We start from the raw sequence: 12578 nt of genomic DNA on the forward strand, positions 1-12578 counted from the left end.
TCGAGCACAATAGACCTGTTCACAGGCGGTCGGTCAAGGATCCGCGGTCACGGCGGGGCAGGTGGCTCAGGGGCCGGCGGCGCGGCAGACGCGGGAGCGGGAGAGGGAGTTTCCATGGCGCGAGGGACGATGTCCGAGGATGTGCAGGCCCAGATCAAGCAGTTGATCCTGCAGGGCCGGCTGACGCCGGGTGATCCGCTGCCCACCGAAGCCGAACTGGTCGCCCTGCTCGACGTCAGCCGCAACTCGGTGCGCGAGGCGCTCAAGGCGCTGCAGGCCATGCGCATCGTGGAGATCCGGCACGGCTTCGGCACCTATGTCGGCCCGCTCACCCTGGAACCGTTCGTCGAGGGCGTCGCCTTCCGTGCCGTGGTCCGGCACCACCAGGGCGAGTCGAGCCTGTACGAGCTGATGGAGGTCCGCGAGGCGCTGGAGGCGGGCCTGATTGGCGCCGTCGCCCGCAATCTGCCCGCCGAGGATCTCGCCGTCCTCAAGGGGCTGGTGCAGCGGATGGCGGAGGAGGCGCGCGGCGGGCAGGTGCAGAGCGCCACCGACCGGGCCTTCCATCTGGCCCTGTACCGCTCGCTGGGCAACCATCTGCTGAGCGAGGTGCTGGACGCGTTCTGGGCGGCGCTGCGCCGGGTGCGCGAGGATCTCTCCGACGACCGGCCGGACCCCGTGGTGACCCACCGTCAGCACCAGGAGATCGTGGACGCGTTGGAGGCGGGCGACGGCGACCGCGCCGTGGAGGCGATACACCGGCACTTCGACGGCATCCGGCGCCGGCTGGCCGAGCAGTGAGCTGACGGCACGGCGCGCGGCAGTGCGCCGTCACGGCACCGGTGCGGGCCGGATCGGTCTCGTTCACCGGGATATCACCCGGTGTCGGTGATGCCGTTGCCGGCACGAAAAGGTGTCATGTGGGGCGTCTTGACGGCCAGTTGGGCACTCCCTATGGTCGCCGCAGGACAAGGGACGTCCTACGTCCTTGCCCATTGGGGGTGACCCATGGCGTACGAGAGCTCCGTGCCGTACCGGGCCGGGACCGAGGGGGACACCGGCTTCCGGTTCCCCGCCGTGGTCCGGGCGCCCTCCGGGCCCCTCCTTGCCGGACCGGCGCATCCGTCGGCCCGCGCCCCGATGACCCTGCGTACCAGCCACGACGGCGGTCCGACCCGGCGGACCGCGCACACCGTCGGCGGGCTCCCGGCCGCCTGCTCCGACCTCGTCCGCCCCGGCCGCGACAGCGTCGGACTGCTCCACGGGACGGGCGACCTCAGCGCGTCCTCGACGATCACCTTCCGCCGCATCCCCGTGGAGGAGCCGACATGACCAGCAACGCCATGCACCGCAGAACGGTCCTGGGCGGGGCGGCCGCCCTCGCCGCCGGCTTTGCGCTCGCCGGCTGCGGCGACGGCGGTGCCCCGGCGCCCGAGGAGCGCAAGAAGGGGCAGAGGATCAGCCTGACCTTCTGGTCCTGGGTGCCGGGCATCGACAAGCCCGTCGACCTGTGGAACCGCAAGAACCCGGACGTCCAGGTCAAGGTGGAGAAGGTGTCGGCCGTCAACGGCCAGCAGTACGCGAAGATGCACGCCGCCATCAAGGCCGGCAACCCGCCCGATCTCGGCCAGATCGAATTCCCGGTCGTCCCCGGCTTCCTCCTCGACAACGGGCTGCTGGACCTCGCCCCGCTCGGCGCCGCCCGCCACAAGGACAAGTTCGTCGGCTGGCAGTGGCAGCAGTCCGTCTTCGGCAAGAGCGTCTACGCCGTCCCGCAGGCCTCCGGGCCGATGGGCCTGTTCCTCCGCCAGGACCTCTTCGACAAGTGGGACGTGCCCACCCCGCGGACCTGGGACGAGTACGAGACCGCCGCCAAGACCGTCCGCAGGAAGGGCGCCTGGATCGAGACCTTCGCGCCCACCAACGGCAACCGCTTCTCCGGCCTGGCCTGGCAGGCCGGCGCCAAGTGGTACGGGACGCACGGCGACACCTGGATCGTGCACCTCGACGACGAACCCACCCGCAGGGTCGCGGACTACTGGGAATCCCTGGTCAGACGGAAGCTCGTCAAGACCATCCCGGACCGGCAGAACGCCTGGTACAAGGATCTGCAGACCGGCGCCATCCCCGCCTGGGTGGGCGCCAGTTGGGGCGACGCCCTGCTGGTCGGCAACGCGCCGGGCACCAAGGGGAAGTGGCGGGCCGCACCGCTGCCGCAGTGGAAGGCGGGCGAGCAGGCCTTCGCCAACTGGGGCGGCTCGACCACCGCCGTCTTCGCCAAGGCCCGCTACCCCAAGGACGCCCTGGACTTCGCCGTCTGGCTCAACACCGACCCGGAGTCGATCGCGCTGCTGATCGACGGCGGCTACGGCTTCCCCAGCGCCAAGAAGGGCTACACCACCACCGACCTCGACGTCGACAAGGACTTCTTCGGCGGCCAGGCGTACAGCAAGGTCTTCGCGGACGCCGGTGCGCATGTCGACACCAGCTGGCAGTGGGGACCCGGCGTGGACACCCTCTACCAGCGGCTCGGCGACGCCTTCACCGACGCGCTCGCCGACGGCAGCTCCTTCCGCTCCGTCCTGACGAAGGTGCAGGGCCAGACCCTCGCCGACCTCAAGGGCAAGGGCCTGAAGGTGGAGAGCGGCGGGTGAGCCGGGACACCCTGAGCCGGCCGGAGCCGGTCACCCCGCGGCCGGCCCGCCGGGACACCCGCGGACCCCGTCGCCGCGCCTCCCGCACCGGGGCCCGCAACGCGGGCGCCGCGGCCGCGTTCGTCCTGCCCTTCTTCGCCCTCTTCGGCCTGTGCTTCCTCGCCCCGATCGGCTACGCCCTGCACCAGAGCCTGTTCACGACCGAACGCACCGGCCCGCTCGGCCTCGGCGGCCAGGAACACGAGGTCTTCGCCGGCCTCGCCAACTACGCCCAGGCCCTCTCCGACGACCGGTTCCTGACCGGCTTCGGCCGGGTGCTGCTCTTCGGCGCCGTCCAGATCCCGCTGATGATCGTGCTCGCCACCGCCCTGGCACTGCTGCTGGAGAGCGCGAGCGCCCGCGGTGTCCCCTTCTTCCGCAGCGCCTTCTTCCTGCCGTACGGCGTGCCCGGCGTGATCGCCTCGATCCTGTGGGGATTCCTGTACGTACCGGGCATCAGCCCGCTGGTGAAGATCGCCGACTCCGTGGGCTGGGACCTCGACTTCCTCTCCCGCGGCACCGTCCTGTGGTCCCTCGCCAACATCGTCACCTGGCAGTTCACCGGCTACAACATGCTGGTGCTGATCTCCCAGCTGAAGGCCGTACCGGGGGAGTTGTACGAGGCCGCACGGATCGACGGGGCGAGCGCCTGGCAGGTCGCCCGGTACCTCAAGATCCCGCTGATCCGGCCGGCGCTGGTGCTCACCGCTGTCTTCAGCATCATCGGCACCCTCCAGCTGTTCGCCGAACCCATGGTGCTGCGCCCGCTGGCCTCCTCCATCGACTCCGGCTTCACCCCCAACCTGCATGCCTACAGCGAGGCGTTCGTCGGCAACAACCCGCATGCGGCGGCGGCCGAGGCGGTACTGCTCGCACTGGTGGCGTGCGTCCTGTCCTTCGGCTTTCTGCGGCTGGTCGGCGGCCGCGCGAAGGAGCGCGGATGACCCCGCCCCCGGTCCGCTACCGGATCATCACCGCCTCGCTGCTGACCGTCGCCGCGCTCTACTTCCTGGTGCCCGTCTACTGGCTGGCCGTCTCCGCCACCAAGAACAGCGCCGACCTCTTCGGCACTTTCGGATTCTGGTTCTCCGACCACCCGCACCCCGTCGACCACCTCGTCGACGTCCTCACCTACGACCACGGCATCTACGCCCGCTGGTTCGCCAACTCCCTCTTCTACGCCGGGATCGGCGCGGTCTGCGCCACCCTGCTGTCCGCCGCGGCCGGCTATGCGCTGGCGAAATTCCCGTTCCGCGGCCGGGAGGCGCTCTTCAACGTGGTGCTCGCCGGGGTGCTGATCCCCGGCACCGCACTGGCCCTGCCGCTCTACTTCCTCTTCAGCGCGATGGGCCTGTCCAACACCTGCTGGGCGGTGCTGATCCCCAGTGTGGTCAGCCCGTTCGGTGTCTATCTGTGCCGGATCTACGCGGCCGCCGCGGTCCCCGACTCACTGCTGGAGGCGGCCCGCATCGACGGCGCGGGCGAGGCCCGGATCTTCGCCGGGCTCGGACTGCGGCTGATGACCCCGGCGCTGGTCACCGTCTTCCTGTTCCAGTTCGTGCACATCTGGAACAACTACTTCCTGCCGCTGGTGATGCTCTCGGACTCCGACCTCTACCCGATCCAGCTGGGCCTGACCTCCTGGACCGGCTACGCCGACCGCCAACCGGTGCTCTACCAGTACACGGTGGGCGGTGCGTTTCTGTCCGTGGTGCCGCTGATGGTGCTGATGACGGTGCTTCAGCGGTACTGGCGTACGGGGCTGACCGAAGGCAGCGTGAAGGCCTGAGGGGCGGGCGGGTGACGGGGGTGGCAGGAGGGGCGGCGAGAGGGGAGGCGGGGCGTGGCGACGGGACGGCCCGGATCGCTGTCGAGGGCATGACCGGCTCGCCGTCGGCGCGTGACACTATCGCTGTCATGACTACTCCTGACGCTTCCCGGTCCCCGAACGCCGCGACCCGTGCGAAGGCTGCCCTCCAGCGCGACCCCTGGGACCTCCCGGACGTCTCCGGCCTGGTGGTCGGCGTCCTCGGCGGCACCGGTGACCAGGGCCGCGGCCTCGCGTACCGGCTGGCCAGGGCCGGCCAGAAGGTGATCATCGGTTCCCGGGCCGCCGAGCGCGCACAGACCGCCGCCGGGGAACTCGGCCTGGGCATCGAGGGCGCGGAGAACGCCGAATGCGCCCGGCGCAGCGATGTCGTGATCATCGCCGTGCCCTGGGACGGCCATGCCAAGACCCTGCAGGCGCTCCGCGACGAGCTGGACGGCAAGCTCGTCATCGACTGCGTCAACCCGCTCGGCTTCGACAAGAAGGGCGCCTACGCGCTCAAGCCGGAGGAGGGCAGCGCCGCCGAGCAGGCCGCGGCCCTGCTGCCCGGGGCCCGGGTCACGGCCGCCTTCCACCATCTGTCCGCGGTGCTGCTGCAGGACCCGGAGACCGAGCAGATCGACACCGATGTGATGGTGCTCGGCGAATCCCGCGCCGACACCGATGTCGTGCAGGCGCTGGCCGCCCGTATCCCGGGTATGCGCGGTGTCTTCGCCGGCCGGCTGCGCAACGCCCACCAGGTCGAGTCGCTGGTCGCCAACCTGATCTCGGTCAACCGGCGCTACAAGGCGCACGCGGGGCTGCGGGTCACGGACGTCTGAGGCGTGGGGGAGGGGGCGGGGCAAGCGCAGGCATGGGGGACACTGGGGAGGTCCGACCACTCCCGACAGGAGCCGCCCCCATGTCCCTCTTGCCCCCGCCCGGCCCGTCCCGGCGACTCGCCCTGATGGCCCTCGCCGTGTGTGTCCTCTCCGTCGCCGCGGCCGTCGTCGCCTTCGTGGGGGGCAGCTTCGTCGGCGTCGTCTGGATCCTGCTGGCGGGCATCTCCAGCAACATGGCGTGGTTCTACGTACGCAAGGCGAAGGCGCAGCGGGCCGGCGCGGCCGGCTGACGACGGGCCGTCGGAGGTGACACCGAGCTGTCGGAGCTGACGCCGGTCCGTCGCGGCTGACGCCGATCCTCCGCAGCCGCCGCCCGGCCCTCGCCCTTGGCGCCCTGGCGCCCGGCTCTCAGCGCTGCCGCCCCGCTCTCAGCGCTGCCGCCCCGCCGTCAGAAGAGGCCGCCGGTCTGCGGGAGCTGCGGCTCGCCCTGCCAGAAGCGGAAGTATTCCTGCCCGATGGAGGACTCGAGCACCGAGACGCCCAGCCCGCGCAGGATCGCATCGACCAGGTCGAAGAACACCCGGTTGACCTCCGGAATCCACAGGAAGACGAAGACCGCCAGCAGTCCGAACGGTGCGAACGGTTCCACCTGCCGCCGCAGCTTCCGCGATAGCCACGGCTCGATCACGCCATAGCCGTCCAGCCCCGGCACCGGCAGAAAGTTCAAGATCGCCGCGGTGACCTGCAACAGGGCCAGGAAGGCCAGCGCGTAGCGGAACGGGGCCGGTACGCCCGCCAGCCCGTGCAGCCAGAACGGCGCCGTGCACACCGCCGCGAACAGGATGTTCGTCAGCGGCCCGGCCGCCGAGATCAGGCTGTGCCGCCAGCGGCCCCGGATCCGGCTGCGCTCGATGAACACCGCACCGCCCGGCAGCCCGATCCCGCCCATGATCACGAAGATCACCGGCAGCACGATGCTCAGCAGCGCATGGGTGTACTTCAGCGGGTTCAGGGTCAGATAGCCCTTCGCCTCCACCGAGATATCGCCGCTGTGCAGTGCGGTGCGGGCGTGTGCGTACTCGTGCAGACACAGCGAGACGACCCAGCCGGACACCACGAAGAAGAACACCGCGACGCCGGTGTTCGCCGCGAGCGTCCCGCTCCACACGGCCCATCCCGACACCGCCATGACGGCGACAAGCGCGAGGAAGACCGGGCTGACGCGACGGTCGGCGCGCCGGATTGCTGTGGTCATGGTGCGGGCTCCCGGGGTCTGGTGAGGGGCAGCCATGACCGTAACCGCGTCAGGGCACGCGGCGCACGGTCCCCGCGGAACCGGTTCGTCCACAGGCCCCCTCCTCCCGGACCCCGTGCCCCGAATACGAAACGCGATACCTGTCGGCCACTGCTTGCACGACAATGGGCCGGTGCATTACGGAATTCTCGGCACCACTCAGGCCGGCCGGGCCGACGGCACCCCCGTCGCCCTCGGTGGCGCACGCCTGCGTGCGCTGCTCACCGCCCTCGCGCTGCGCCCCGGCCGGGCGCTGTCCCCGGACTTGCTGATCGGCGACGTCTGGGGCCCGGAACCGCCCGCCGACGCGGCCGGTGCGCTGCAGGCACTGGTCGGCCGGCTGCGCCGCGCCCTGGGGCATGCCGCGATCGCCTCGGTGGACGGCGGCTACCGGCTGTGCGCCGAGCCCGACGCCGTCGATCTGCACCGCTTCGAACGGCTCACGGCGGAGGGCGGCCGGGCGCTGGCCGACGCGGACCCGGCCCGTGCCGCCGCCCTGCTCGACGACGCCCTGACGCTCTGGCGCGGCCCGGCTCTCGCCGACCTCCCGGATGCGGGCGTCGAGGTGTCCCGTGCCGAGCGCCGCCGGCTGGACGCCCAGTGCACCCGCATCGCCGCCGATCTCGCCCTCGGCCGGGCCGCCCAGGCGCTGCCCACCCTCCTCGCGCTGTGCGAGGACCATCCCCTCGACGAGCCCCTCCAGGCCCTGCGGCTGCACGCCCTGCGCGCCGCAGGCCGCACGGCGGAGGCCCTGGCGGCCTACGAGGAGATACGCACCGGCCTCGCCGAACGCCTCGGCGCCGACCCGGGCCCGGAACTGCGCACCCTGCACGCGGAGCTGCTGCGGCCACCGCCCCCGCCGCCCCCGCCGCCCGGCGCCTCGGCCCCCGCCCCGAACGCCACCGGCACGTCGTACGGCACCGCCACCGCATACGGCCCCGGGACCCCCCACAGCGCCGGTACCCCTCACGACACCGCCGGTACCGCGGCACCCGACCCGCTCACCGTCCCCCCTCCCCCTCCCCCTCCCCATCCCCACCCCCGCCCCGGCAACCTCCGTGCCCGGCTCACCTCCTTCGTCGGGCGGGACTCCGATCTGGTGGCGCTCCGCGCCGATCTGGCCGCGCACCGGCTGGTGACGCTGCTGGGCCCCGGCGGCGCCGGAAAGACCCGGCTGTCGCAGGAGGGCGCCGAGACCGCCGCGGCCGCACTGCCGGACACCTGGCCGCACGGCGTATGGCTGGCCGAGCTGGCACCGGTGGACGACCCGCAGACCGTGCCCGAGGCGGTGCTGACCGCACTCGGCGCCCGCGAGACCGTCCTCCGCGGCACCACCGCGGAGGGGCTGCGCGCCGCCGCCGACCCGACCGCCCTGGACCCGCTCGCCCGGCTCGCCGAGCACTGCGCGGGACGCCGGATGCTGCTCGTCCTCGACAACTGCGAGCATGTGATCGACGCCGCCGCCGAGCTCGCCGAGCGGCTGCTGGCCGACTGCCCCGGGGTGACGGTGCTGGCCACCAGCCGGGAGCCGCTGGCCGTACCGGGCGAGGTGCTGCGGCCGGTCGAGCCGCTGCCCGATGCCGTCGCGCTGCGGCTGCTCGCCGACCGCGGGGCCGCCGCCCGCCCCGGCTTCCGGGTCGAGGACGACCCGGCGGCCTGTACGGAGATCTGCCGCCGCCTGGACGGGCTGCCGCTCGCCGTCGAACTCGCCGCCGCCCGGCTGCGGTTGCTCTCGCCGCGCCAGCTGGCCGACCGTCTCGACGACCGGTTCCGGCTGCTGACCAGCGGCAGCCGGACCCTGCTGCCCCGGCAGCAGACGCTGCGCGCCGTCGTGGACTGGTCCTGGGAACTGACCGACGAGCCCGAACGGGCCGTGCTGCGGCGGCTGTCCGTCTTCGCCGGTGGCTGCGACCTGGCCGCCGCGGAAGAGGTGTGCGCGGGCGACGGTGTCGACGGACGCGAGGTGGCCGGGCTGCTCGGCTCGCTGATCGACAAGTCGCTGGTGGTGGCGGCGCCGGCCAGCAAGGGGTACGGCGAGCGCCGCTCCGGTGAAGCCGGTGCTTGCAACGGGAGCCAGATGCGCTACCGGCTGCTGGAGACCGTGGGGGAGTACGCCGCCGAGCGGCTGGACGAGGCGGGGGAGCGCGGCGGTGCCGAGCGCCGCCATCTCGTCGCCTACCGCGAACTGGCCCGTACCACCGACCCGTTGCTGCGCGGGCCGGGTCAGCGCGCCGGTATGGAGCGGCTGGAGCTGGAGCACGACAATCTGCGCACCGCGCTGCGCCGCGCCCTCGCCGCCCACGATGAGCACGAGGCGCTGTGCCTGGTGCTGTCCCTGCAGTGGTTCTGGTCGCTGCGGGACCACCGCAGCGATGCCCGGCACTGGGCGACCGCGGCCGCCGAGCTCGCCCCCAACCCCTTTGCCGCGCCGGTCGAACCCGCCCCCGACCTGCACGAGAGGCCCATCGACGCACCACCTCCGATGGCTCCCGAACAGCTGCTGGAGGCCCGCCGCGAGGTCCGGCTGGTCGCGCTCGCCAGCAGGGACAGCGATATCCAGGCGCTGCGTGATCCGGAAATGCAGGAGGAGCTGGCCGGGATGCTCACCGCCTACCGCTCCGGCATGCCGCAGACCTGCAAGGTGCCCGGTGTGATGTGGCACTACGCGGTGCTGGTCACCGGGGAGGTCGACGACCTGGCGGAGGTGGTCGACGGCGGGGTGCGCGCCTGCCGCGACTTCGGCTACGACTGGGAGCTGGCCTTCGTCCTGCAACTGCGCTCCAAGCTCTTCAACGACCGTCCCGGCGGGCTGGCGCAGGCGGCCCGCGATGCCGACGAGGCGCTGCGCCTCTTCCTCCGGCTCGGTGACGCCTGGGGCGCGGCCGAGGCGCTGTCGGGACGCGGCGAGAACCACGAGAAGCGTGGCGCGTACGGGTTGGCGGCGCGCGACTACCGGGCGGCGATGGTGCACGCCGAGGACCTGGGGGCGCACGGTCAGATCCTGATGCTGCGCTGCCGGCTGGGCGCCGTGCTGATCGAGGACGGCCAGGCGGAGGCCGGTGAGCGGATGCTGCGCGAGGTGCTGGCCGATGCCGCGAAGGGCAGCAGCGGCCGGGACACCGAGCCGTTCGCACGGCTGACCCTCGCGACGTGGCTGACGGCGACGGGGCGTCTCCAGGAGGCGCGGGCGGAACTGCAGTGGGTCCAGGAGATGTTCGCCCCCCGCGCTCCGGACGTGTTCGCCGGGATGCTGCAGGCACTGTCGATCTCGCTGGATGTGGACGAGGGGCACCGGGAGGGACTGCTGCCGAGGTTCCGGCACTCCATGGAGCTGATGCAGGACTCCCTGGCGCAGATGATCGCGCCGGACCTTCCGGTGGTGCAACTCCTCACCGGTGCACGGGTGTTGATGGCGGAGCGCGGCGAGAAGGCGGGGTGGGACGCGGCGCGTCTGCTGGGTGCGTACGACGCGCTGGGGGCGGACGGCCAGGTGCCGCCGAAGCTCGTCCGCAGGGACCGGGCCCGTACCGAGGCGGCGGCGCGGGCGCTGCTGGGCGATGCGGCCTATGCCCGTGCACACGCCGAAGGCGGTGGCCTCTCGCTCGGAGAGGCCACCGCCCTCATCTGACGCGAGCCGGGCGAAAGGCCGTCCCGCGGGGAAGTCCCCCGTGGGACGCGCGTCAGGTCTTCTTGCGGAACTTCGACACCGCGAGCGGCATCGTGACGGCCGTGATGGCGACCGCCCAGCCGAGCGTGACCAGCGTCGGGTGCGCCACCGCACCCTGGCCGTTGATCAGCGCACGGGCCGCGTCCGCGAGGTTGGAGACCGGATTGACCTGGGTGAAGCCCTCCAGCCAGCCGGGCATCGACGTCGTCGGCGCGAAGATCGACGAGCCGAACTGCAGCGGCATCAGCACCAGCATCGCTATGCCCTGGACCGCCTGCGGGGTCCCCACGGCGAGCCCCAGCAGGATGAAGATCCACATCAGTGCCGCGCCGAAGACCGTGGACAGCACGATCGCGCCGAGGAACTCCCCCATGGTGCCGCGGATTTCCAGGCCGAGCAGGAAGCCCATGCCGAGCAGGATCGCGGTGGCGATCAGCATCCGCCCGATCTCGACGACGATCTTGGCTATCAGGACCGAGGACCGGGCGATGGGCATCGTCCGGAAGCGGTCCATCACGCCCTTGCGGAAGTCCTCGTTGACGCCCATGCCCACCGCCATGGCGATGTTCATGCCCATCATCGCCATCATGCCGGGCACCAGGCGCTGGATGTACTCCGGCTGGTTGCCCTTGCCGGCGATGGCGCCGCCGAAGACGTAGGTGAACAACAGGATGAAGATGACCGGCATCAGCAGGACATCGAACATCGACTCCGGGTCCTGCTTGATCTGCAGGGCGTTGCGCCGCACCAGTGCGCCGATGTGCCGCAGGTTGGCGCGGAGACCGATCCGGCCCTCGTCGGCACCGGGCTTGGCGAGCGGCGCCGTCATCGTCGTGGCACTCATGCTGCTACCTCACTCCGCCCGGCCGCGCCTGCGCGCGGCCCGCACTTTTCGATGTTTCTTCCCCGGCCCTCGGCCCGGGGGACCCCCATGCTGCACTCACTCATGCCGATGCCTCCGCGTACTGCTGCGCCATGTCGTCCTCGGGTGCGTCGGCCTCGGAGGTCTTCTGGCCGGTGATGGCCAGGAACACCTCGTCCAGGCTGGGCAGATGGGTGCTGATCCCGGAGAGCGCGAAACCCTGATGGCCGAGCAGACCGACCACCTCGGTCAGCTGCTCATCGCTGATGATCGGTACGTTGACCACTCCCCCGTCATGGTCAGCGGTGGCGCCCGCGATGCCGTCCAGCCCGGCCTGCTCGATGGCGGCGGCCATCCGGCCCAGCTCCCCGTCGTCCGACGGCCGGATCTGCAGCGTCCGCCCGCCGACCTTGGCCTTCAGCTCGTCGACCTGGCCCTCGGCGATCACCCGGCCGCGGTCGACCACCGTCAGCTCGTTCGCCAGCTGCTCGGCCTCTTCCATGTACTGGGTGGTCAGCAGCACCGTCGCGCCCTCGCGCACCATCCGCTGGACCTCCTCCCACACCTCGTTGCGGGTGCGGGGGTCCAGACCGGTGGTCGGCTCGTCTAGAAAGAGCACCGACGGCCGGCCGATCATCGAAGCGGCCAGGTCGAGCCGGCGGCGCATACCGCCGGAGTACTTGGCCGCGGGCCGCTTGGCGGCCTCGGTCAGCGAGAACCGCTCCAGCATCGCGTCCGCGCGCCGGCGGGCGTCCTTGCGGGACAGATCGAGCAGCCGCCCGATCATGTAGAGGTTCTCCCAGCCGGAGAGCTTTTCGTCGACCGAGGCGTACTGCCCGGTCAGGCCGATCGTGCGGCGCAGCGCGCGGGGCTGGCGCACCACGTCGAAGCCGGCCACCACGGCGCGGCCGGCGTCCGGCACCAGGAGGGTGGACAGGCAGCGGACGAGCGTCGTCTTGCCGGCACCGTTGGGGCCGAGCACCCCGAGCACGGTGCCTTCCTGCACGTTCAGGTCCACCCCGTCGACGGCCTTGACCGTGCCGAAGTGCTTGACCAGACCGCGCACCTCCACGGCGTTCCCGCCCTTGGTGGATATCGTCTGTCGCGTCATGCCAACAAGGTGCCAGCCGCCACCGACAACGCACCTACAGGTCGCCGACAAGTCTCTGCGTTTGGCTTGCTTCCCACGTTTCCGGCTGTCCCGCCGTGGGACTTCTCGCCGTTGCGGGTCCGCTGCGCGGGGCTGTGCGTCGGGTGATGCTTGCGGGTGTCCTCGCCGTTGCGCCTGCGGCGGGCGGGGTCCGCTGCGCGGGGCTGTTGGGGTGCGGTGACGGGCCTGCGCGGGTGGGGGTGTCCGGACTGCTTCGCTTTACGTCCGGCACCACCCCCCCCCGACCCGCCCAGCCCAACCCC

Annotated in this window: 10 protein-coding genes and 1 pseudogene; 8 read left to right on the plus strand and 3 right to left on the minus strand. The window is 71.9% G+C overall.

The features are described from left to right. Positions 1–114 precede the first annotated feature (114 nt). The 7 genes and pseudogenes from AB0C46_RS32185 (at position 115) to AB0C46_RS32215 (ending at position 5632) form a co-directional block, all read left to right on the plus strand. The gene (locus AB0C46_RS32185; RefSeq protein ID WP_362832165.1) at positions 115–801 is read left to right on the plus strand and encodes a FadR/GntR family transcriptional regulator; all 687 of its coding nucleotides are present in this window, start codon (positions 115–117) and stop codon (positions 799–801) included. Positions 802–1101: 300 nt separating this feature from the next. After that, positions 1102–1332: pseudogene (locus AB0C46_RS32190) on the plus strand (sialidase family protein); the annotation flags it as partial. Next, positions 1329–2654, plus strand: a complete 1326-nt coding sequence (locus AB0C46_RS32195; protein WP_362832167.1) for a sugar ABC transporter substrate-binding protein — start codon at positions 1329–1331, stop codon at positions 2652–2654. The pseudogene AB0C46_RS32190 and the gene AB0C46_RS32195, both read left to right, overlap by 4 nt. Then, positions 2651–3637 carry a sugar ABC transporter permease gene (locus tag AB0C46_RS32200; RefSeq protein ID WP_362832168.1) on the plus strand — a complete coding sequence of 329 codons (987 nt, stop codon included), beginning with the start codon at positions 2651–2653 and terminating at the stop codon, positions 3635–3637. The genes AB0C46_RS32195 and AB0C46_RS32200 overlap by 4 nt, the downstream gene beginning before the upstream one ends. Continuing rightward, positions 3634–4482 carry a carbohydrate ABC transporter permease gene (locus AB0C46_RS32205; protein WP_362832170.1) on the plus strand — a complete coding sequence of 283 codons (849 nt, stop codon included), beginning with the start codon at positions 3634–3636 and terminating at the stop codon, positions 4480–4482. The genes AB0C46_RS32200 and AB0C46_RS32205 overlap by 4 nt, the downstream gene beginning before the upstream one ends. Positions 4483–4610: 128 nt before the next feature. Next, positions 4611–5342 carry an NADPH-dependent F420 reductase gene (gene npdG, locus AB0C46_RS32210; RefSeq protein ID WP_362832171.1) on the plus strand — a complete coding sequence of 244 codons (732 nt, stop codon included), beginning with the start codon at positions 4611–4613 and terminating at the stop codon, positions 5340–5342. 80 nt (positions 5343–5422) lie between these two features. Then, positions 5423–5632, plus strand: coding sequence for a hypothetical protein (locus AB0C46_RS32215; RefSeq protein WP_362832172.1), 210 nt, complete (start codon positions 5423–5425; stop codon positions 5630–5632). A 158-nt stretch (positions 5633–5790) separates the two neighbouring features. Here AB0C46_RS32215 and AB0C46_RS32220 read toward each other — a convergent pair whose 3' ends face one another. Continuing rightward, positions 5791–6597, minus strand: coding sequence for a site-2 protease family protein (locus AB0C46_RS32220; RefSeq protein ID WP_362832173.1), 807 nt, complete (start codon positions 6595–6597; stop codon positions 5791–5793). 172 nt (positions 6598–6769) lie between these two features. Between AB0C46_RS32220 and AB0C46_RS32225 the strand changes: the two genes are divergently transcribed. Further along, on the plus strand, positions 6770–10264 hold the full coding sequence (locus tag AB0C46_RS32225) for a BTAD domain-containing putative transcriptional regulator (protein ID WP_362832174.1): 3495 nt from the start codon (positions 6770–6772) through the stop codon (positions 10262–10264). A gap of 52 nt (positions 10265–10316) precedes the next feature. Here AB0C46_RS32225 and AB0C46_RS32230 read toward each other — a convergent pair whose 3' ends face one another. Further along, positions 10317–11147: an ABC transporter permease gene (locus AB0C46_RS32230; RefSeq protein ID WP_362832175.1), complete on the minus strand. Its 831-nt coding sequence runs from the start codon at positions 11145–11147 to the stop codon at positions 10317–10319. Between the two features lie 100 nt (positions 11148–11247). Then, the gene (locus AB0C46_RS32235; protein WP_362832176.1) at positions 11248–12276 is read right to left on the minus strand and encodes an ATP-binding cassette domain-containing protein; all 1029 of its coding nucleotides are present in this window, start codon (positions 12274–12276) and stop codon (positions 11248–11250) included. Positions 12277–12578: the final 302 nt, after the last annotated feature.

The sequence above is a fragment of the Streptomyces sp. NPDC048637 genome, from assembly GCF_040650675.1.
Classification (GTDB): domain Bacteria; phylum Actinomycetota; class Actinomycetes; order Streptomycetales; family Streptomycetaceae; genus Streptomyces.